General features: G+C 61.9%; 21 protein-coding genes. 10 read left to right on the top strand and 11 right to left on the bottom strand.

Annotation, left to right across the window (positions count from 1 at the left end; translation table 11 throughout):
- The 6 genes from VFL62_RS23705 to fabD form a co-directional block, all read right to left on the bottom strand.
- Positions 1-198: YicC/YloC family endoribonuclease (locus VFL62_RS23705; RefSeq protein WP_325174826.1), on the bottom strand; the 198-nt coding region annotated here is incomplete at its 3' end.
- A 144-nt stretch (positions 199-342) separates the two neighbouring features.
- The gene (gene mltG / locus VFL62_RS23700; RefSeq protein WP_325174825.1) at positions 343-1,596 is read right to left on the bottom strand and encodes an endolytic transglycosylase MltG; all 1,254 of its coding nucleotides are present in this window, start codon (positions 1,594-1,596) and stop codon (positions 343-345) included.
- 200 nt (positions 1,597-1,796) lie between these two features.
- Positions 1,797-3,065, bottom strand: a complete 1,269-nt coding sequence (gene fabF / locus VFL62_RS23695) for a beta-ketoacyl-ACP synthase II (RefSeq protein WP_325174824.1) — start codon at positions 3,063-3,065, stop codon at positions 1,797-1,799.
- Between the two features lie 99 nt (positions 3,066-3,164).
- Positions 3,165-3,404, bottom strand: a complete 240-nt coding sequence (locus VFL62_RS23690) for an acyl carrier protein (protein ID WP_006610957.1) — start codon at positions 3,402-3,404, stop codon at positions 3,165-3,167.
- 405 nt (positions 3,405-3,809) lie between these two features.
- On the bottom strand, positions 3,810-4,547 hold the full coding sequence (fabG, locus tag VFL62_RS23685; protein ID WP_325174823.1) for a 3-oxoacyl-[acyl-carrier-protein] reductase: 738 nt from the start codon (positions 4,545-4,547) through the stop codon (positions 3,810-3,812).
- 17 nt (positions 4,548-4,564) lie between these two features.
- A complete protein-coding gene (fabD, locus tag VFL62_RS23680) occupies positions 4,565-5,518 on the bottom strand; it encodes an ACP S-malonyltransferase (protein WP_325174822.1) in 954 nt (317 codons plus the stop codon).
- A 441-nt stretch (positions 5,519-5,959) separates the two neighbouring features.
- Here fabD and rpsF point away from each other — a divergent pair, with 441 nt between their 5' ends.
- The 4 genes from rpsF (at position 5,960) to rplI (ending at position 8,389) form a co-directional block, all read left to right on the top strand.
- Positions 5,960-6,430 carry a 30S ribosomal protein S6 gene (gene rpsF / locus VFL62_RS23675; RefSeq protein ID WP_325174821.1) on the top strand — a complete coding sequence of 157 codons (471 nt, stop codon included), beginning with the start codon at positions 5,960-5,962 and terminating at the stop codon, positions 6,428-6,430.
- Between the two features lie 5 nt (positions 6,431-6,435).
- Positions 6,436-6,675 carry a 30S ribosomal protein S18 gene (gene rpsR / locus VFL62_RS23670; protein WP_002711478.1) on the top strand — a complete coding sequence of 80 codons (240 nt, stop codon included), beginning with the start codon at positions 6,436-6,438 and terminating at the stop codon, positions 6,673-6,675.
- Positions 6,676-6,803: 128 nt separating this feature from the next.
- Positions 6,804-7,751, top strand: coding sequence for a DUF2232 domain-containing protein (locus VFL62_RS23665; protein ID WP_325174820.1), 948 nt, complete (start codon positions 6,804-6,806; stop codon positions 7,749-7,751).
- A 35-nt stretch (positions 7,752-7,786) separates the two neighbouring features.
- Complete coding sequence (gene rplI / locus VFL62_RS23660) at positions 7,787-8,389, top strand: 50S ribosomal protein L9 (protein ID WP_325174819.1); 603 nt, start codon at positions 7,787-7,789, stop codon at positions 8,387-8,389.
- A gap of 84 nt (positions 8,390-8,473) precedes the next feature.
- On the opposite strand, the gene VFL62_RS23655 is transcribed toward rplI, so the two are convergent.
- The gene (locus VFL62_RS23655; protein WP_325174818.1) at positions 8,474-9,493 is read right to left on the bottom strand and encodes a hypothetical protein; all 1,020 of its coding nucleotides are present in this window, start codon (positions 9,491-9,493) and stop codon (positions 8,474-8,476) included.
- Between the two features lie 283 nt (positions 9,494-9,776).
- Here VFL62_RS23655 and VFL62_RS23650 point away from each other — a divergent pair, with 283 nt between their 5' ends.
- Positions 9,777-11,027 (top strand): cyclopropane-fatty-acyl-phospholipid synthase family protein, encoded by a 1,251-nt coding sequence (locus VFL62_RS23650; protein WP_325174817.1) that lies wholly within the window; start codon positions 9,777-9,779, stop codon positions 11,025-11,027.
- 35 nt (positions 11,028-11,062) lie between these two features.
- Here VFL62_RS23650 and VFL62_RS23645 read toward each other — a convergent pair whose 3' ends face one another.
- Positions 11,063-11,269 carry a transcriptional regulator gene (locus tag VFL62_RS23645; RefSeq protein ID WP_325174816.1) on the bottom strand — a complete coding sequence of 69 codons (207 nt, stop codon included), beginning with the start codon at positions 11,267-11,269 and terminating at the stop codon, positions 11,063-11,065.
- Positions 11,270-11,954: 685 nt separating this feature from the next.
- Here VFL62_RS23645 and VFL62_RS23640 point away from each other — a divergent pair.
- The gene (locus tag VFL62_RS23640; RefSeq protein WP_325174815.1) at positions 11,955-13,460 is read left to right on the top strand and encodes a replicative DNA helicase; all 1,506 of its coding nucleotides are present in this window, start codon (positions 11,955-11,957) and stop codon (positions 13,458-13,460) included.
- Positions 13,461-13,515: 55 nt separating this feature from the next.
- Positions 13,516-14,706 (top strand): alanine racemase, encoded by a 1,191-nt coding sequence (gene alr, locus VFL62_RS23635; RefSeq protein ID WP_414644824.1) that lies wholly within the window; start codon positions 13,516-13,518, stop codon positions 14,704-14,706.
- Positions 14,707-14,724: 18 nt separating this feature from the next.
- On the opposite strand, the gene VFL62_RS23630 is transcribed toward alr, so the two are convergent.
- A complete protein-coding gene (locus tag VFL62_RS23630; RefSeq protein ID WP_325174827.1) occupies positions 14,725-14,871 on the bottom strand; it encodes a cysteine rich repeat-containing protein in 147 nt (48 codons plus the stop codon).
- Positions 14,872-14,994: 123 nt separating this feature from the next.
- Here VFL62_RS23630 and VFL62_RS23625 point away from each other — a divergent pair, with 123 nt between their 5' ends.
- Both VFL62_RS23625 and VFL62_RS23620 read left to right on the top strand, forming a co-directional pair.
- Positions 14,995-15,765, top strand: coding sequence for an exodeoxyribonuclease III (locus VFL62_RS23625; protein WP_325174814.1), 771 nt, complete (start codon positions 14,995-14,997; stop codon positions 15,763-15,765).
- A 135-nt stretch (positions 15,766-15,900) separates the two neighbouring features.
- A complete protein-coding gene (locus tag VFL62_RS23620) occupies positions 15,901-16,938 on the top strand; it encodes an HD-GYP domain-containing protein (protein ID WP_325174813.1) in 1,038 nt (345 codons plus the stop codon).
- 18 nt (positions 16,939-16,956) lie between these two features.
- Here the strand turns inward: VFL62_RS23620 and VFL62_RS23615 are convergent, their stop codons facing one another.
- Positions 16,957-17,493 (bottom strand): cytochrome c, encoded by a 537-nt coding sequence (locus VFL62_RS23615; RefSeq protein ID WP_325174812.1) that lies wholly within the window; start codon positions 17,491-17,493, stop codon positions 16,957-16,959.
- On the bottom strand, positions 17,480-18,805 hold the full coding sequence (gene soxC / locus VFL62_RS23610) for a sulfite dehydrogenase (protein WP_325174811.1): 1,326 nt from the start codon (positions 18,803-18,805) through the stop codon (positions 17,480-17,482). The genes VFL62_RS23615 and soxC overlap by 14 nt, the downstream gene beginning before the upstream one ends.
- A 315-nt stretch (positions 18,806-19,120) precedes the next feature.
- Between soxC and VFL62_RS23605 the strand changes: the two genes are divergently transcribed.
- On the top strand, positions 19,121-19,681 hold a 561-nt coding region (locus tag VFL62_RS23605; RefSeq protein WP_325174810.1), incomplete at its 3' end, for a sulfite exporter TauE/SafE family protein.

Here is a 19,681-nt window from a genome sequence, read left to right as displayed (position 1 = left end):
ATTGGCGTAGATCGTGCCGCGCGACAGCACCTCGGCGGCGCGTTTTTTCGCAACCGCTTCCAGTTCCTCCCATCCGGGCGGCAAACGCAGGCGCAGGTCGAACCCTTTGGCATTGACGGACTTCAGCTCCCATTCGAACGCATAGGGCCCGCTGGCGCCGTGGCTGCGGGCAAAGCCGGTCATGCTCGACAACACCATCGCGCGGGGTTCTCCGGACGGGATCAGGGCCTCAGATTCGCTGGCCGAATGGCAGCAAGTCTAGCGCTTCTTGAGCCAAAAGTGGAATTTGCGCGGCGGCCAACACCGACGGCGAACACGATCGTGGCGACTGCGGCGGCTATTTTATTGCTGGACCACTGGGGAAGATGCCGCTGCGCCTTGGCGGGGCGCAGGCGCGTTGCGCGGTTTCCTGGCCGGGGCTGGCCTGGCGGGCGCTGCCGGCGTCTGATCAGCAGATGCGTTCGCCGCGGCTGCCGGGGGTGCCGGATCTTCGGCGGGCTCCACCGTATCGTTCTGGGTCTGCTTTTCCATCGCTCTCAGCTTGGCGACGTTCTTGGCATGCTGGTCATACGAATCGCTGAAAGCATGCCCACCGGTCCCATCGGCGACGAAAAACAGGTCACGTGTCCTGGCCGGATTGGCGGCCGCCTCGAGCGAGGCACGGCCGGGGTTGGCGATCGGTCCGGGCGGCAATCCGTCCACCACATAGGTGTTGTAGGGCGAAGGCTGTTGGATTTCGCTGCGCTTGATCGGCCGGCCGAGCGTTCCTTTGCCGCCGACCAGCCCGTAGATGATCGTCGGGTCCGACTGCAATTTTATCTTCTGGCGCAGGCGATTGACGAAAACGGCGGCGACCCGGCTGCGCTCGTCCGCCCGTCCGGTTTCCTTCTCGATGATCGAGGCCAGCGTAACAAGCTGCTCTGGCGTCTTGATCGGAATGTCCGGATTGCGGCGCTCCCAGATCTCGGCCAGCACGCGCTTTTGCGCCTGCTGCATGCGCGCGATCACCTGATCTCTCGGGGTGCCGCGCGGAAACTTGTAGGTCTCCGGCAACAGGGTGCCTTCACGCGGCAGCTCGCGCACCGACCCCGAGAAGATATCGTTTTCGGAAAGTCGCGCCACGATCTGTTCGGAGGTCAAGCCTTCAGGAACGGTGATGGAATGCTGAACCACCTTGCCTTCGACAATCGTGCCGATGACATCCCTCAAACTGGCATTCTTTTGGAATTGATACTCGCCCGGCTTGAGTTCTGAACGTGCTTTCAGCGCAAACACGCTGCCGATGAACGCCCAGCGGTTGTTGTCGATGACGCTCTCACGTTGCAGCACGTCGGCGATATCGGTCACCCCCGCCCGCGACGGGATGTTGACGACCTTGTCTTCCTGCAGCGGACCCGGCGCTTCGATTTTTTGCTTACCGTAGATATAAACGCCGCCGACCGCGATCATCACAAACAGAATGAACGTGATGATGGCGTTGCCGACCACAATAAACGGGTTGCGGGCACGTTCGGAGCGCTTGGGCGGTGGCGGAACCTGTTCGGGCTCCAGCGCGGCACGCGGGCTCCTCGGCGAAATGGGCGGCCTCTCACTCATCGATGCAACCTGAATCCTGTCGGTTCAATCGTGGCCCTGAAAAATATGGCCGGTAGTCTCGCCCACTTCTAGGAATTATCACCGAATGCGGCGAAACGGTGAACTTCCGTGTTATCGGACGCGCGCTATTGGACGCAGTCTCACATTCGCATGGGATTGCGTGCATGTGGTGGCCGAGCGGATTAACGATTGTCAATCCACTAACCGGCGGACACGCGACGCAGAATCACAGACGCGTTTGTACCTCCGAAACCGAATGAATTCGACAGGACGATATTAATTTCACGCTCGCGCGACACTTTAGGCACCAGGTCGATCGCGGTTTCGACCGAAGGGTTGTCCAAATTGATCGTCGGCGGGGCAACGTTGTCGCGAATCGCCAGAATGCTGAAAATCGCCTCGATCGCGCCGGCCGCTCCCAAGAGGTGTCCCGTGCAAGACTTGGTCGAGGACATCGATACCCGCGAAGCGGCATTGCCCAGAAGACGCTCGACCGCCCCCAGTTCAATTTCGTCGCCGACCTGCGTCGATGTACCGTGAGCGTTGATGTAATCGAGGTCGGAAGCCGAAATTTCCGCGCGCTTCAACGCAGCACTCATGCTGCGGAAACCGCCATCGCCGTCCGGCGAGGGCGAGGTGATGTGATAGGCATCGCCGGACAGGCCGTAGCCCACCACCTCGGCATAGATTTTTGCACCGCGTTTTTTCGCATGCTCGAATTCCTCGAGCACCACGATGCCGGCGCCCTCGCCCATCACGAAGCCGTCGCGATCTTTGTCATAAGGCCGTGACGCCTTTTCCGGCGTTTCGTTGAAACCGGTCGACAGCGCACGTGCGGCGCAGAAACCAGCCATACCGATCCGGCAGATCGGCGATTCGGTGCCTCCGGCAACCATGACGTCGGCGTCGCCGAGTGCAATCAACCTGCTTGCATCGCCGATGGCATGCGCGCCGGTCGAACATGCCGTGACGACGGCGTGATTGGGACCCTTCAATCCGTGCTCGATCGACACATAGCCGGAAGCAAGATTGATGAGCCGGCCTGGAATGAAGAACGGCGATACCTTGCGCGGACCACGCTCCTTCAACAGGATCGACGTATCGGCAATTCCCGACAGACCGCCGATACCGGAGCCGATCATGGTCCCGGTGGCGCATTTGTCTTCCTCGCTTTGCGGATGCCAGTCGGCGTCGTCAAGCGCCTGCTTTGCAGCGCACATCGCAAAGATGATGAAGTCGTCGACCTTGCGCTGGTCTTTCGGCTCCATCCATTGGTCGGCATTGAACGTGCCACCGGTGCCGTCGCCGCGTGGCACCACGCAGGCGATCTGGCTGGTGAGATCGGAGACGTCGAAGGTCTCGATCTTGCGCGCGCCGCTTTCCCCATTAAGGAGCCGCTTCCAGATGGGCTCGATGCCACAGCCAAGCGGCGAGACCATGCCAAGGCCTGTGACGACTACCCGCCTCATCCAGATCACTCCAGCGCGCGTTTCGCGGTCTCCGACAACGAAAGACGGGACCGCGAGCCCGCGGTCCCTTCCGCCCCGTCAGCTTCCCGCGCGAGCGCGTCAGCTCTTTGCGTTCTTTTCCAGAAATTTCGTCGCATCGCCGACGGTCAAAATGGTTTCCGCGGCATCGTCAGGAATTTCACAACCGAATTCTTCTTCAAAGGCCATCACGAGCTCGACCGTGTCGAGACTGTCGGCGCCGAGGTCGTCGATAAAGCTCGCGTTGTCGACCACCTTCTCGGGCTCGACACCAAGGTGCTCGACCACGATCTTCTTAACCCGCTCGCCAATCTCACTCATCGTTCAACCTCGTGCTGTTCTATTGGACCGACCCAAGACGTACGAGCCATCGTGGTCGTGAATTTCTCTTCGCGCATAGTTTGGATGAGGCCCGTCACGGCCGACACGGGTCCGGCGCACGATGACCGGCTCCGCACCGCCAATTATACAGGGTTTCAACATCCTGCAATGGTGTTCTTTTGCCCCCATCCGGGCCCCGGTTATCATACTTCCCAAGCCTTGACTACAAGTCCCGGCCATGCCGATTGCCGGGGCGAACCGGTTGTCCCATTCCAACATTCGCGTTGCATCGCGACAGGCCGCCTTGCGCAGGCTGGAATCAAAAGATCGCCGTCAAATACAGGTACCCGATAGCGTTTTTGCATCGACATAGAACTGCCGGTTCGCAGCTTAATGTCGCTGCCCTCAGATCATCGCGAGTCCGCCATTCACGTGAATGGTCTGCCCGGTCACATAGCCGGCTTCGTTCGAGCTGAGATAGACCGCCGCCGCCGCGATATCGTCAGGCGTCCCCAGACGCGCCGCCGGAACCTTTGACAGGACGGCCTCGCGCTGCTTTTCGTTCAAGGCGTCCGTCATCGGCGTGGCGATGAAGCCGGGAGCGATGCAATTGGCGGTGATGTTGCGCCGGGCATATTCCGCGCCCAGCGTCTTGATCATGCCGATCAGGCCGGCCTTCGAAGCCGTGTAGTTGCCCTGTCCCGGATTGCCGGTGACACCGACCACGGAGGTGATCGCGATGATCCGGCCGAAGCGCTTGCGCATCATCAGCTTGGTCGCGGCGCGAGCCAGGCGGAAGGTCGCAGTCAGGTTGACATTGATCACCTGCTCCCAATCCTCATCACGCAACTGCACAAACAGATTGTCGCGCGTGATGCCGGCATTGGCGACGAGGATATCGAGCTGGCCCATCGCCGCCTCGGCGGACGGTACCAGCGCCTCGACCTCGGTTGCATCGGAGAGATTGCAAGGCAGCACGTGAACGCGTTCGCCGAGCTTGGCCGCCAGCGTGTCCAACGCATCGCGCCGCGTCCCGGAAATTGCCACGGTCGCGCCCTGCTTGTGCAGGGCTTGCGCGATCGCGCCGCCGATGCCTCCGCTTGCGCCCGTAACCAGCGCGGTTCTGCCGGTGAGATCGAACATCGTTTTTCCCTTCAAGCTCAGGATGACTGTGCGAGCGCGTCTTTTGCTGAGGCAATATCATTCGGTCCGCCAACCGATATGCCGACGGCGCCCTCGGCGATGCGCTTGACCAGGCCGCTCAGTACCTTGCCGGCGCCGATTTCGAAGAACCGCGTGACGCCGTGACCGGCCATGTAGGCGATCGACTCGCGCCAACGCACTGTCCCCGTCACCTGCTCGATCAGCCGGCGGCGGATCTCGTCAGGGTCGGTGATCGGTGTGGCCAGGACGTTAGACACCAGCGGCGCGGCCGGCGCTTTGATGGCAACACCAGCGAGCGCTTGCGCCATCGCGTCCGCCGCTGGCTGCATCAGCCGGCAATGAAACGGTGCCGAGACCGGCAGCAGCATCGCCCGCTTGGCACCTTTGGTTTTCGCGATCTCGACCGCGCGTTCGACGGCCGCTTTGTCGCCGGACACAACCACCTGACCGCCGCCATTATCGTTGGCCGCCTGGCACACCTGTCCTTGGGCTGCTTCGTCGGCAACGGCCACCGCGGTCTCATAATTGAGGCCGAGCAAGGCGGCCATGGCCCCGACCCCGACCGGGACGGCCTTCTGCATGGCCAGGCCACGGGTGCGCAGAAGGCGCGCGGTATCGCCGATGCCAAGGCTTCCCGCAGCGGCCAGCGCTGAGTATTCGCCCAGCGAATGGCCGGCCACAAAGGCAGCATGCCGGGCAACGGAGAAGCCGGCTTCGGCTTCCAGCACCCGCAGGGTGGCCAGCGAAACCGCCATCAGCGCCGGCTGGGCATTTTCGGTGAGTTGCAGCGTCTCTCCGGGGCCGTCCCATATGATGGCGGTCAGCCGTTCGCCAAGGGCCGCATCCACCTCGTCGAACACAGCGCGCGCGACCGGAAAGGCCTCCGCAAGCGCCTTGCCCATGCCAACGGCCTGGGAACCCTGGCCCGGAAAGGTGAATGCTGCCGTCATGCGCGTCCCCGAACATTCGTCCAGTTCCCGCGCGCGAGCAGGAAACATGGAATACGATTATTTTTCAATATCTTACGGGGTGACCCGAATCCAAAATGGCGCGCCAAATCACGAATTGCGTCCCGCAAGTCCGCCGAAAGACACCGTGACGGCCTTCCCTGTCAAGCGCATAGGCTTCACGAGGTCGGGCGGCACCAGCCGTTATCTCGCGGCTTTCCCTTGCCAGTGCGGTCAAAATGCTTATAACGCGCTGCATCCGTGGGTCCCTGGCCGGGAGCTGAACGGACGGTCTCAGCAATATCACCTCTGGTGTTTTGATGTGGCAGGGCCAGTCGGCCCGTCGTCCCGTGCTTCCGCCTTCTGAGCTTATCCCGAGTCCTTTCCGAAGGTCTCGAAGGGCTTGCCGCCGGCGACCCGCGCCAACATGAGGAAAGGACATCCATGCCTCTTTACGAGCATGTTTTTCTCGCGCGCCAGGACGCGAGCACCCAGCAGGTCGAAGAACTGACCGCCCAGATGACCGGCATCGTCGAACAGGCGGGCGGCAAGGTCACCAAAACCGAGAACTGGGGCGTGCGGTCGCTGACCTATCGCATGAACAAGAATCGCAAGGCGCATTTCGTGCTGCTCAACATCGACGCACCGTCGGCCGCCGTCGCCGAGATTGAGCGTCAGGAGCGGATCAGCGAAGACGTGATCCGTTATCTCACCGTTCGGGTCGAAGAGCTCGAAGAAGGCCCCTCGGCCATGATGCGCAAAGCCGACCGCGATCGCGAACGCGACGACCGTGGCGGCGGCTTCCGTGGCGAGCGCGAGGGCGGCTTCCGCGGTGATCGCGATGGCGGCGGCTTCCGCGGCGACCGTGGCCCGCGCCGCGGCCGCGACGATGTCGATGCAGCGGAAGAGGAGTAAGAGCAATGGCTGAAGCTGGTGCACGTCGTCCGTTTTTCCGCCGCCGCAAGACCTGCCCGTTCACGGGTCCGAATGCGCCGAAGATCGACTACAAGGATTCCAAGCTGTTGATGCGTTACGTCTCCGAGCGCGGCAAGATCGTGCCGAGCCGCATCACGGCGGTTTCCGCCAAGAAGCAGCGCGAACTCGCGCGCGCCATCAAGCGCTCGCGTTTCCTCGGCCTGCTTCCTTACGTCATTCGCTAATCGTGAACTCCGATCCGCGGCGCATGTGCCGCGGATCGCATTCTCACTCATAAGGCTTCCGGGTCGTCCGGTTGCCGATGGTTGGGGTCGAAAAGACCTCTAACCGCTCGAAAGGGGCGGGACAGCTGATGATCGCGACCTTAGCCATAGCGCTGGCGGCCGGCATTGCGTCGGCCTTGATGTTCGCCTCGATCACTTCGGGCGCGGCGATCTCGCTACTGCTGATCAATCTGGCACCGTTGCCGCTGATGGTGGTGGGGCTGGCATGGGGGCCTTTCAGCGCCGCCCTCGGCGGGATCGCAGCGACCCTCGTCATCGCCTCGCTGTTCGGCCTTCCCTATTGCATCGCTTTTGCGCTGGTGAATGTGCTGCCGGCCTTCTGGCTGTCGCATCTCGTCCTGCTTGCGCGCCCGCCGGAGCACGTCCCCGCCGGTTCGGACGAAGCGCTGGAGTGGTATCCGGTCGGACGTGTCCTGCTCTGGATCGTGGTCTTTGCGACCATCCTGACCGCGGCCACGCTGCTGACGCTAGGGACGGATGCCGCAACGATCCACAAGACGCTCCGCACCGGCTGGACCGAACTCGTGGAGGCCGCCGGTCTCACGCTGAACGAGGCCACGCTCGATGCGCTGGTGTCAGTCGCTCCAATTGGTGCCGAGATTGCCGCGGTCGCCATGCTGACGCTCAATCTGTGGCTGGCCGCAAAGATTGCGGCGATGTCCGGACGATTGCACCGACCGTGGCCGAATTTGAAAAACACGGCCCTGCCGATCACAACGATTGCGGTCCTGTTTGCGGCGATCATCTGCTGTTTTGCCGGCGGCTTGCTCGCGATCATGGCGCAAGTGCTGACCAGCGGCCTGTCGATCGCCTATGCCTTCACCGGATTCGCCGTGATTCACACGCTGACGCTTGCCATGAAGAGCCGCGCGCTGTGGCTCGGTTGCATCTACGCGGTCGTTGCAGGCTTTGCCTGGGCACTTCTGGCCGTTGCGCTGCTTGGACTGGCGGACGCCGTCTTCGGGCTGCGCGAGCGCTACCTGCGCAGCAGGCCTCCACCGCTTCCCAAACCCTGAAACCGAAACGTCCGAACCTCCTGAAAGGAAACAATATGGAAGTCATTTTGCTGGAACGCGTCGCCAAGCTCGGTCAGATGGGCGAAGTCGTGCGCGTCAAGGATGGATATGCCCGCAACTTCTTGCTCAAGCGCGGCAAGGCGCTGCGTGCCACGGCCGACAATCGCGCCAAGTTCGACGGCATGAAAGCCGAGCTGGAGGCCAACAACGTCAAGGCCAAGGGCGAAGCGGGCAAGATCGCCGAGAAGGTCGAGGGACGCGACATCGTCATCATCCGTCAGGCCTCCGAATCCGGTCAGCTGTTCGGCTCGGTCTCGGTGCGCGACATCGTGGCCGCGCTCGCTGCCGACGGCATCACGGTTTCGCGGCCGCAGGTCTGGCTCGATGCACCGATCAAGGCCATCGGTCAGCAGAAGGTGACGATCGCCGTGCATCCCGAGGTCGAGGCCACGATCTCGGTGACGGTGGCGCGTAACGCCGACGAGGCCGAGCGCATCAAGCGCGGCGAAGACATTTCGACGCGTCAGGAAGACCGCGATGCGGCCGCCGAGGCCATCGCAGCGGCCGGCGAATTCTTCGATCCGGAAGCCCTCCCGACCGAACTGGCGCCGCAGCCCAGCGAGACGCCGCAGGAGTAACAAGCGTAAGTCGCGCGTCGACGCGATCGCTCAATACAAGAAGCCCGGCCAATCGGCCGGGCTTCTTTTTGGCCGTCACCAAAGCTATTGCGAGATCGGGGGGGCCGGCGGTCCGCTCTGCGCTGGCGGTGGCGGTGGCGCCGAGGCCGTCATGGCGGCAGGTTCGGAAGCAGCTGGCGCCTTCGGCTGGGACGGCACCGGTTCGGCCGAGCTTCCCGCAGCAACCGCCGGCACCGGATCGCGACGAGCCTGAGGCTTGTCGTTCGCACCCGCATCCCTCGGGGTATCTTTCGGGGCTTCGATCTTCGCTTCGTTGGGCTTGGTTTCACCGTCGGGCTTGGCCCTTTCAGCGGCACCCGCCTCCAGCTTGGGCGTCTCGGCCTTCGCCTTATCGTCCGCCCCCGGATCAGCCTTTGCCGGATCAGCCTTTGTTGGATCCGCCTTGGCCGATTCCGCCTTGGGCGGTTCGGTCTTCGCCGGCTCGGACTTGAGCGGATCGGACTTGGCCGGCTCATTTGCTACCGCTGGCTCTTCGGCACCGGGCTGGCCCGCTTTGCCGCGCTTGGGCCTGCGGCCCTCAGGTCCGCGCTCAGTTGCCGCCTGCGCCGGGGCCGCCGGCTTGACGTCGTCGGACGGCTCTCCCGGACGCGTCATGCGCCGGCGCGACGGCCGTCCTGGCTCGCCCGGGGCTGCGGTGTCATCCGGCCGGGCCGTTTCCTGGGCGGGCGCGTTGCGGTTCTTGCGCCCCTGGCGATCGGCCTGATCGCTACCTCCCGTTCCCTGCTTGTCGGCACCCGGCTTGTCCTGGCCCGGTTTGGCCGAGCGCGTATCGCTGGCGCCATTGGAGATCAGATAGGAGGCGAGCTGCGAAGCCATGTCGCCGCTCGTCGTGTAGTGCTCGCGCAAGAAGCCGGATAGCGATCCCGGCGAAACCGTTTTCAAAAGGCCGCGCGGCGACTTGTGGCATGCGTTACACGTGCCGGCGAAAAGCTGCGACGCGCTTTTGCCGGCCTCCAGGTTGGTTGCCTGCGCCCAGGCGGCCTCGCCCGCCACACAACTGGCCAAAAGCGTAACCGCCGCAAAGATGCGCGTTCGGCTCAACATTCCCTAGTCTCCAGATGCGGAAAACGCTTCCTGAGCTCTGTCAAAGAGCACCGGAGGCGTCACCTTTTATCCGATTATCCCGCGAATGGAAGCGCGCTTGTCGCACCTCCCGCAAGTCCATGTTCCAGGAATATCTGCTTTGTATACAAGGCAATAGTCGACCGCCCTCCACCGCTTGTATGATTTCTACTCGACGAATTGTGCAGGAACCAATCGGTTCCCCAGACGTCGAAATGTGGCGAACCAAGTTTGGTTTTTGCGGGATCGCTGGTTGGTGGTTTCGATGGACCGTTTGTTGCGTTACTTTTTGCGGAAGTTCATTCGCCGCGGTGCGATCACGTTTATCACCGCCGGCGGAGACAAATTCCATTGCGGCGACGGCACCGGACCGCACCTCTTTGCTCGCTTCCTGAACGCTGGCGCAGAGCGACGGATCTTGTTGAATCCCGAACTCGCGCTTGGTGAGATCTATATGGACGGCGATTTCGTCGTCGAGAACGGCTCGATTGCCGATCTACTCGCCATCGTGATGGATCAGCCTGCTGTCCTGCCGGGCTGGGCCAAGCCACAATGGTGGCTTCGCTACCTGTCGCGGCACCTGCGTCAGTTCAATCCGCGCCGCCGGGCCAGATATAATGTCGCTCACCACTACGATCTCGATGGCAGGCTGTACTCGCTGTTTCTGGACGCCGACAAGCAGTATAGCTGTGCTTACTTCGAGCAGCCGGGTATGACGCTCGACGATGCGCAGCTCGCCAAGAAGCGGCACGTCACCGCCAAGCTGCTGCTGAGGCCAGGCGACCGCGTGCTGGATATCGGGTCGGGCTGGGGCGGTCTTGGAATTTATCTCGCGGAGACGGCCGGCGCCAATGTCACGGGCGTCACGCTCTCAAACGAACAGCTGCAGGTCGCGAATGCCCGCGCCGCGGAAAAGCACCTCACAGGCTCAGCGAAATTCCTGCTTCAGGACTATCGCGACGTCCCCGGCCCCTTCGAGCGCATCGTCTCGATCGGGATGTTCGAGCATGTCGGTGTCGACTTCTATGACATCTACTTCAAGCGCTGCGCGGAACTCCTCACCGACGACGGCGTCATGCTGCTGCACTCGATCGGCCGCTCCGAAGGCCCCGACGTCACCAATCCCTGGATTGCGAAGTACATTTTCCCTGGCGGCTATATCCCGGCGCTGTCCGAGGTGCTGCCTGCGATTGAGCGCGCCGGCCTACTGGTCTGCGATATCGAAATCCTGCGGCTTCATTATGCCGAAACGCTGAAAGCGTGGCGCGAACGCTTCATGGCGCGCCGGGAGGAAGCAGTTCAGCTCTATGACGAACGCTTCGCGCGGATGTGGGAGTTCTATCTCGCCTCATCGGAAATGGCTTTTCGCAAGCAGAACCTGATGAATTTCCAGATCCAGCTCAGCAAACGGCAGGGGATTGTGCCGATCACGCGCGACTACGTAACGCGTGAGGAGGCCAGGCTGCGGCGCTTCGAAGCTGGGAACAAGCCGCGTCTGCAGATCGCCGGCGAATAGAGCAGGCCCAACCGGGGCGAGGCGACATGCCGCTGCTAGTTTCTCAGGCTGAAACGGGAGCCGTAAGCGGGATGGAGCTTCGCGGGTTGCGCCAGGCGCGCCTGCAATGCGCGAAGCTCGCGCGGGTCAACCGGCCGCGCGCGCCACTCCGGCCGCGAGCAAGCTTCCATCGCCTCAATCAGCCGCGACAGCCAATTGGCCTGCCCGCCTGAAGTGCGCCATGTCGGAAGCTGCTGGCTCATCGCTATCGTGTCCACTGCCCGAAAACCTGGGAAAACAATTCCCAGCTCCACAGCTCGTTCCCGCAAACGACGTTGAAGAAAAATTGCGGGAACGTGATCTGCTTCACAAACGACTTGGGCGCCCTGCCCTAAATCACCAAAATGGCTCAGAAAACCGCCCGGTCATTCCGAGTGCCTCCAGACGTCCGCGCCGACTATGCCATGATCGCTATGTCGATTGGCGGCGCACTCCTCGCGCTGATCTACCTGATCCTGATCTGACGGTACCCGGTCGAAGCCGCACGTGCGAACGTTAGTACCGACCGAGCGCGCAAAGGTTCATCCAAAATCACGAAGTTTTTGAGGCGGCTAGCCGTCCGATTCCAACATTCGCATTCCTTCCCGGCGAGCACTTTTTGCCAATGCTGATCAGGCGTGACCACCAGCAAATACAGGTTTCCAGTAGACTTTAAGCCGGCCACCCGTCCGGCGTACCCACGGCAAAGGGGCCGTGAACATCAGGTGCGTTCCGTCAGCTGCCTCTTGCGGAACAAATTCCGTCAAGCACTGTCGCCTCAGACCTCATCATTCCCCAGCATCGATTGTGTGAATCGTGCATAAGGCGGTTTGCTGCTTCCGCTGGCCCTCAGAGAGGCGCTTTATCGCTGCCCCTTATCTGCCCAACTTTCGCGAACACTGACCGCTCATGTCCCCGACTGATTCGAACGTTCTGAAACTCGCCCCCGAGGCGGGAACTCCCGCCTTCCGCACGGCTCCCCACAATATCGAAGCCGAACAGAGCCTTTTGGGCGCGATTCTGGTCAACAATGACGCATTCTATCGGGTTTCGGACTTCCTCGAGCCCAAGCACTTCTTCGAACCGATCCACCAGACGATCTTCGAGACCGCCGGCAGCCTGATCCGGATGGGCAAGGTCGCTACCCCCGTGACTCTGAAGACCTTCCTGCCGGGCGACACCGATCTTGGCGGCGTCACCGTCAGCCAATATCTGGCGCGGCTGGCGGCGGAAGCCACCACCATCATCAATGCGCAGGATTACGGGCGCACCATCTACGAGTTGTCGCTGCGCCGCGATCTGATCCGGATCGGCGAAGACATGGTCAACGTCGCCTTCGATGCGCCGGTCGATTTTGCGCCACGCAATCAGATCGAGGACGCCGAGCGGCGGCTGTACGAACTCGCCGAGACCGGACGCTACGACGGCGGGTTCCAGAAGTTCTCGCAGGCGCTCACGGTCGCGGTCGATATGGCCGCCAAGGCCTTTCAGCGCGATGGCAAGCTGTCAGGTATCGCAACCGGCCTGCGCGACCTCGACACCAAGATGGGCGGCCTGCAGCCCTCCGACTTGATCATCCTGGCGGGGCGTCCCGGCATGGGCAAGACGTCGCTTGCGACCAATATCGCCTATAACGTCGCAAAGGCTCACCGGGCCGAGCTCCAGGTCGACGGCACCCAGAAGACGGTCAATGGCGGCATCGTCGGTTTCTTCTCCTGCGAAATGTCGGCGGAGCAGCTTGCGACGCGTATCATCGCCGAACGCACCGGCATTCCCTCAAGCAATATCCGCCGCGGCGGCATCTCCGAGAGCGACTTTGAGAAGATCCGCGATTATTCGATCGAACTGCAATCGCTGCCATTCTACGTCGACGAAACCGGCGGCCTTTCGATCGCACAGCTTGCCGCGCGCGCCCGTCGGCTCAAGCGGCAACGCGGGCTGGATTTGATCGTGGTCGACTACATTCAACTGCTGCAAGGCTCGGGCAAACGCTCGGACAACCGCGTGCAGGAAGTCACGGAAATCACGACGAGCCTTAAGGCATTGGCCAAGGAGCTTGTTGTTCCCATCATCGCGCTTTCGCAGCTATCGCGCCAAGTCGAAAGCCGCGACGACAAGCGCCCTCAGTTGTCGGATTTGCGTGAATCCGGCTCGATCGAGCAGGACGCCGACGTCGTGATGTTTGTCTTCCGCGAGGAGTATTACATCGCGATGAAGCAGCCTACGCCCGGCACCGAGGAACATATCAAATGGCAGGCCGAGATGGAGCGAACGCTCGGACGGGCCGAAGTGATCATCGGCAAGCAACGTCACGGCCCGACGGGTACCGTCGAACTTCAGTTCGACGCCAGCGTGACGCGTTTCGGCGATCTCGCCCATGACAATCATCTGCCGGCCAGGCCGCCGACATATTGATCCGGCGGCCGGCTGTCGGGTTGAACCGCGGCTGGCGCACGCGTAAAATTGCGGCATGAACATTGCCCCCGACCCCAAGTCGCTTCCGACCGATTCCATCCTTTCGCCGGAAGCCAACAAGGCGGCGGCGCTGGCTGCCGCCACGGGTATCCTGACCGTCGATCTCGACGCTGTCGTCGCCAACTGGCGCAAGCTCGAGAAAACGGCGGTGCCCGCCGAATGCTCCGCCGTGATCAAGGCCAATGCCTACGGCTGCGGTATCGAACCGGTGGCTCGGGCGTTGGCCAAGGCGGGCTGTAGGACCTTTTTCGTCGCAACCCTTGATGAAGCTGCCGTCGCGCGCGCCGCGGTGCCGTCGGCCGCGATTTATGTGCTCAACGGCTTCATGCAGAACACCGGAGAAGCCTACGCCAAGATCGATGCAAGACCGGTCATCGGCGAGCTGAACGAACTCGCCGAATGGGATGTGTTTTGCCGTCGCACCGGCTGGGCCGGCGGCGCCGCCATTCACGTCGACACCGGCATGCAGCGGCTCGGCCTCACTATGGCCGAGGCGCAAGGCCTGCTTCCGAGAATCAATGCCGGCGATCACGGCATCTCGCTTGTGATGAGCCACCTCGCCTGCGCCGAGAGCCTGAACCATCCGATGAATGCCAGGCAGCTCGCCGCTTTCCGCGAAGTCGCCAGCGCGTTTTCCGGCGTGCCGGCATCGCTTTCAAATTCTTCCGGCATCTTTCTGGGCAGCTCGTTCCAGTTCGATATGGTACGGCCTGGCGCCGCGCTCTATGGCGTCAACCCGACGCCGGAGGCCGACAGTCCGATGTTGCCTGTGGTCGACCTCAAGGCCCGCATCGTGCAGATCCGTGACGTCGAGCGCGGTGAAAGCGTCGGGTACGGCGGAAACTGGACGGCACGGAGGCCAACCAGGCTCGCCATCGTCTCCGCCGGATATGCCGACGGCTATTTCCGGGCCGGCAGTAGCAACGATGGCACCCGCGGCGCCGAGGTGATCGTTGCTGGCAAGCGCTGTCCGGTTGCAGGCCGCATCTCGATGGATCTGATGGCCGTCGACATCACTGATGTCGACAAGAATGCAGTGCGGCGCGGCCATCTGGTGACGCTGATCGGCGAAGGCATTACGGTCGACGAACTGGCCCACCATTTCGGCACGATCGGCTACGAGGTGCTCACCAGCCTCGGTTCGCGTTATGCGCGCGTCTACAAGGGCGAGGTTGCCGACGGCTAGGGCCGGCCTTCGGCCGCGCTACTGTTTCGATCGCGCATCAAGCGCCGTCTTGCAGGCTTCGCTGAGGGAATCGTGCTGCTTGTTCAGACACTCGACGATGCGGCCGCCACCAGGCGAAACACCCGAACAGAATTTCTTGAAATCAGCCTTGCATGCTTCTCGCATCGCACCCCTTTGGCTTTGGGCGAATGCCGCGCTCGAGAATCCGACGACACAGGCGACGATTGCGATCGATACTTTGAACATGCAAGCTCCTCTTGTGATCCATGATCTCTTGCGATCCGGTCGATGAAAGTAGCTACTTTCAACATCAACAATATCAACCGTCGGCTGCCCAATCTTCTGGCCTGGCTCAAGCGCGCCAAACCTGACGTCGTCGCCTTGCAGGAGCTGAAATCGACCGACAGCGACTTCCCGCAAAGTGCGCTCGAGAAGGCCGGCTATGGCGCGGTGTGGCGCGGACAAAAGACCTGGAACGGCGTGGCTCTGCTGGCGCGAAATGCCGATCCGATCCTGATCCGCGACGCACTGCCCGGCAACAGCAGGGATGACGAAGCGCGCTACATCGAAGCTGCGATCAACGGCGTTATTGTGACCAGCATCTACCTGCCGAACGGCAATCCGCAGCCCGGGCCGAAATTCGACTACAAACTCGCTTGGTTCAGAAAACTCCGGACACACGCAGCCACATTCATCAAACAGGATGTGCCCGTGGTGCTCGCCGGCGATTACAACGTTGCCCCGACTGCACTCGATATCTATCCAACCAGATCCTGGGACAAGGATGCGCTGATCCAGCCGAAGAGCCGCGCGGCGTTCCAGTCGCTGATCGCGCAGGGCTGGACGGATTCCATCCGGACACTTCATCCGTCAAAGCCGATGTTCACGTTCTGGGATTACAAGCGTAATCGCTGGCCGCGCGACGCCGGTCTGAGGCTCGACCATCTCCTGCTCAGTCCGGCGCTTGCACCGCGGCTGACGAAGGCCGGCGTCGACCGGATGGTGCGTGGCGAGGAAGGCGCAAGCGATCACGCTCCCGCATGGGTTACCATCAGCTAGTCGATTCCGGAGGGTTGTCGCGTTGCACGGCCGATTCTGTTTAATCTTTGCTAATAGATCCCGCATAGGTTGAGAGGCTACATACTTTTTGAATTTGGATGAGCGGTCGCTGTGTCCCTGCCTGAGTAGGACCTCATGCTCGTTTGTTATCTCACCGATGAGCCCGGAAAGATTCCCGCCATTCGGGCTGCGCTCGAGCCGCGTTATGCGGTCGTTCCCCGCGTACTCGGACAAGAACCCATCTTTGCGCCGAGCGGCGTGCTGATGGTGGATGCCGACCTGCGCGAAGGCGAACGCGTCGAGCAAATCAAGAACGTGATGCGCGATCTGGATGCGATCAACGAGAAGCTGTTTGTCGTCCACCGCCATCTGCACCATCTCGTGGCGCAGGCCTATGCCCTCGGCGCAACCGGGGTGGTTCACAGTGTCAAGCAGGCGACTTCCAGGCTGACGCAGATCGAGGCGGAAATCCGTGCTGCCGAGACCGGTTTGGACAGCCCGCCGACGTGGATGACCGATTGCGGCAAGGCCTTCGCGGCGATGTACTCAGCCATCGGATCCGGCAAGACAATTCATCTCGCCGATGCAGAAACAGTCACCACACAGATCATCGCGAGCATCAGCCAGAATGGTTTGAACGGATGGCTCGACAACGTCCGAAAGTACCATGAAGGAACGTTCCAGCACTGTCTGCTGGTCACCGGCATTGCTGTCGCGTTCGCGCTGGACATCAAGTTCACTTCACAGGACGTGAAGCGACTAGGGATCGCGGCGACCTTGCATGACATCGGTAAGGCTCGAATCCCGCTTTCGATCCTCGACAAGCCGGGCCGCCTCAATCCCAAAGAAGAAGATATCATGAAGCAGCATCCCCTGATCGGGTACGATCTGCTGAAGGATATTCCCGGCATCAGCATCGAAACGCTCGACGCGGTCAAACATCACCACGAATATCTTGATGGTTCGGGTTATCCCGACGCGCTCGCCTCGCCGCAGATCTCCGACCTGGTGAGGCTCTTGACCATCTCGGATATCTTTGCCGCTCTGATCGAAGCGAGGCCATACCGCGCGGCGATGCCTCGCGAAGAAGCTTACAAGATCCTGTCCGACATGAACGGCAAGCTGGAAACCTCGCTGGTCAAGGCGTTTCGCCGCGCCGCGCTGGCGGCCTGAGACCCAATCGCCTCGCAGCTAGATCCGATCGGGAAAGCGGATGATGAAGTTGTCGCGGTTGGGCATCTTCACCTTCGGCAAGGTCTCCGCGTTCATGGTCTCGTTGGCGTCGATCAGCTTGTTCTCGGCGAGAATGTAGGCCGTCAGCGCATAGACCTCGTCATCGCTGAGCGAGCGCGGCGCCGTGAACGGCATCGCACGGCGAATGAAATCGAAGATCGTTGTCGCATAAGGCCAGAAGTTCTTGATGGTCTTTTGCGAGGCCGAGATGCCGACGATCTTGTGCTCCTCCACGAGGGCCGCGGCAGGGCCGCCGCCCCTGCCATTGTCGCCATGGCAGGCTGCACATTTCTCCGCAAAGATCGCAGCTCCCTGCGCCGACGTGCCGCTGCCCTTCGGCAGTCCCGTCCCGTCGGGCAGGACGCTGATATCCCAATTGGCGATCGCGGCCTCATCGAGCGGTTTGCCAAGATGCGGCGTCTCGGCCCTCGACAGGCCGGCCGTTGCGGCAAGCAGAAGCGCCCCGGCCAGGAGAATGGAATTACGCATAGACATGCTTGACCTCCCCACTCGCCGCAACACCCCAGCTTGTGATCGAGTTGTAGTGCTGATTGGGGAAGCCCAGGATCGGCGGCGGCTTGGTCAGTTCGCCGCGCACGGCCACGAATTCAGCGCGGGTCGGCTGCACGTTACCCGCTTCGTCCCACGCCCTGCTCTGCAAGGTGGCCGGGCCGCCGTCCCAACGCCATGGCATGCGGAAGCGTGTGAAGGCCTTGCTCAACACCGGCTCCTGCAACGCAGCCTGGCCCCAGCTCTTTCCGCCGTCGGCGGAAACCATCACCTTCTCGATCCGCCCGGTGCCGGAATAGGCGACGCCGGAAATCTCGTAGAGGCCGGGCCCCTTCAACGCCATGCCGTGCGATGGGCTGGTGATGAAGGATTTGACCTCCTGGAGAAAGTAGAAGCGATAGGCTTTGCCGTCCGGTAATAGCTGCGAATAGGTCCGCGATTCATACATGGTCATCGCAGGCTGATCGAGCAGCTTGATGCGGCGCAGGAACTTCACGTTCATATTGCCCTCATAACCGGGCAATAGCAGGCGCATCGGATAGCCGTTTCCAGGCATCAAGCGTTCGCCGTTCTGATAGAGCGCAATCATCGCATCATCGAGCGCCTTCTTCACCGGCACGCTACGACTGAGGCGCGGTGAATCCGCGCCTTCCGCGACCATCCATTTCGCCCTGGGGTCGATGCCCGTTTCCTCGAGCAGCGTCGAAAGCTTCACGCCGGTCCACTCCGCGCAGGAGACGAGCCCATGCAACGCCTGCACCGTCTCCTGCATCGGTTCCGGAGAGAACATCGGCGCACTGTTGCCGCCGCATTCGAGGAAAGTGATGCGCGAGGTCTGCGGGTAGCGCGATAACGTCTCGAGCGAGAACTCCAGCGGCTGCTTGACCAGCCCATGAATCACGAGGCGATGCTTGTCCGGATCGATTGCCGGGATGCCGCCATGATTGATAGTGAAATGCAGCCCGTTCGGGGTCGTCGTGCCCTCGAGCAGATGATGGGGCGTGCGCGCATGCGAATTACGCGGCTCATTGTTGGGGTTGCTGCGCGTTCTGACGACCTTGGCCTCGAATTTCGAGGGAGTCTGGTAAGGTGGCGTCGCTTCGCCGATCTCCATGCTCCACGGGTCCTCCGTGAGCGGCTCGGCGCCGGCCGCGGATGGAGCCAGTCCGGCTCCAGCCGCACCTGCCAACATCACGCCGCGTCCGAGTAATGCGCGGCGGTCGATCAATCCGTTTCCAGCGACGACCGGCAAATCCTGATTACGTTTGCCGCTGTTGCGATCGGCGGACTTGGCCATCACAGAGCCCTCCCCAGTGCCGTTGATTTGGCATGCGCTCCCGTGTTGCAGCGAGTCCCGAGGGCGAATGCCAAATCCGAACCGCCCTGGGGTCTTTATTATCCCAGTGTCCCGGTTCTGAGCTTAGCAAACGCGCCCGCTGCGACACGATACGAAGGTCAGAACCGGGACACTGGTCAACCGGGTGTTTTCAACCACCCCTTATTTGGTCGACACGCTAGCCCCTCGCCGTGCGGCCGTCTATATCCGCACCCGCATGGCGCGACGCAAAACGCGCGATCGTGAAATCGACGCTACGGGCGGGAGCAGCAATCGTTGAGCTTTGTTTTCGTCCTCGCGGTCGGATTGGTCGCGGGCACCATCTCGGGCATCGTCGGCACTGGTTCTTCGATCATGCTGATGCCGGTCTTGATCTACACGTATGGGCCGAAACAGGCTGTTCCGATCATGGCGGTTGCAGCCGTGATGTCCAATCTGTCGCGTATCCTTGCCTGGTACAGGGAGGTCGACTGGCGCGCGTGCGCCGCCTACTCCATTCCCGCCGTTCCTGCGGCCGCACTCGGCGCCCGCACGCTGCTGGTGCTGCCCTCGCGCCTTGTCGACATCGCGATCGGATCGTTTCTGATCACGATGGTGCCGGTTCGGCATTGGCTCGCCGGCCATCAGCTCAAGTTTTCACTTTGGCATCTGGCAATCGGTGGCGCCGTGGTCGGCTATCTCACCGGCATCGTTGTCTCGACGGGCCCGCTGAGCGTGCCGCTGTTCCTGTTTTATGGCCTCGCCAAAGGCGCTTTTCTCGCCACAGAGGCGGCGAGTTCACTCGGCATGTATGTGAGCAAGTCCGTCACCTTCCAGCGCTTGGGCGCGCTGACGCCG

The sequence above is a fragment of the Bradyrhizobium sp. genome (assembly GCF_035701725.1).
GTDB lineage: Bacteria > Pseudomonadota > Alphaproteobacteria > Rhizobiales > Xanthobacteraceae > Bradyrhizobium.
The sequence above is the reverse complement of the archived record's forward strand: the minus strand, read 5'-3'. Positions and strand labels throughout refer to the sequence as shown.

Excerpts from the sequence above, each read along its gene's own strand:
- fabG (WP_325174823.1), bottom strand. The coding sequence starts at position 4,547 with ATGTTCGATCTCACCGGCAGAACCGCGCTGGTTACGGGCGCAAGCGGA.
- VFL62_RS23645 (WP_325174816.1), bottom strand. The coding sequence starts at position 11,269 with ATGAGCCAGCAGCTTCCGACATGGCGCACTTCAGGCGGGCAGGCCAAT.
- VFL62_RS23690 (WP_006610957.1), bottom strand. The coding sequence starts at position 3,404 with ATGAGTGAGATTGGCGAGCGGGTTAAGAAGATCGTGGTCGAGCACCTT.
- VFL62_RS23625 (WP_325174814.1), top strand. The coding sequence starts at position 14,995 with ATGAAAGTAGCTACTTTCAACATCAACAATATCAACCGTCGGCTGCCC.
- VFL62_RS23640 (WP_325174815.1), top strand. The coding sequence starts at position 11,955 with ATGTCCCCGACTGATTCGAACGTTCTGAAACTCGCCCCCGAGGCGGGA.
- soxC (WP_325174811.1), bottom strand. The coding sequence starts at position 18,805 with ATGGCCAAGTCCGCCGATCGCAACAGCGGCAAACGTAATCAGGATTTG.
- rpsR (WP_002711478.1), top strand. The coding sequence starts at position 6,436 with ATGGCTGAAGCTGGTGCACGTCGTCCGTTTTTCCGCCGCCGCAAGACC.
- fabF (WP_325174824.1), bottom strand. The coding sequence starts at position 3,065 with ATGAGGCGGGTAGTCGTCACAGGCCTTGGCATGGTCTCGCCGCTTGGC.
- mltG (WP_325174825.1), bottom strand. The coding sequence starts at position 1,596 with ATGAGTGAGAGGCCGCCCATTTCGCCGAGGAGCCCGCGTGCCGCGCTG.
- rplI (WP_325174819.1), top strand. The coding sequence starts at position 7,787 with ATGGAAGTCATTTTGCTGGAACGCGTCGCCAAGCTCGGTCAGATGGGC.
- fabD (WP_325174822.1), bottom strand. The coding sequence starts at position 5,518 with ATGACGGCAGCATTCACCTTTCCGGGCCAGGGTTCCCAGGCCGTTGGC.
- VFL62_RS23650 (WP_325174817.1), top strand. The coding sequence starts at position 9,777 with ATGGACCGTTTGTTGCGTTACTTTTTGCGGAAGTTCATTCGCCGCGGT.
- VFL62_RS23630 (WP_325174827.1), bottom strand. The coding sequence starts at position 14,871 with ATGCGAGAAGCATGCAAGGCTGATTTCAAGAAATTCTGTTCGGGTGTT.
- VFL62_RS23620 (WP_325174813.1), top strand. The coding sequence starts at position 15,901 with ATGCTCGTTTGTTATCTCACCGATGAGCCCGGAAAGATTCCCGCCATT.
- rpsF (WP_325174821.1), top strand. The coding sequence starts at position 5,960 with ATGCCTCTTTACGAGCATGTTTTTCTCGCGCGCCAGGACGCGAGCACC.
- alr (WP_414644824.1), top strand. The coding sequence starts at position 13,516 with ATGAACATTGCCCCCGACCCCAAGTCGCTTCCGACCGATTCCATCCTT.
- VFL62_RS23665 (WP_325174820.1), top strand. The coding sequence starts at position 6,804 with ATGATCGCGACCTTAGCCATAGCGCTGGCGGCCGGCATTGCGTCGGCC.
- VFL62_RS23655 (WP_325174818.1), bottom strand. The coding sequence starts at position 9,493 with ATGTTGAGCCGAACGCGCATCTTTGCGGCGGTTACGCTTTTGGCCAGT.
- VFL62_RS23615 (WP_325174812.1), bottom strand. The coding sequence starts at position 17,493 with ATGTCTATGCGTAATTCCATTCTCCTGGCCGGGGCGCTTCTGCTTGCC.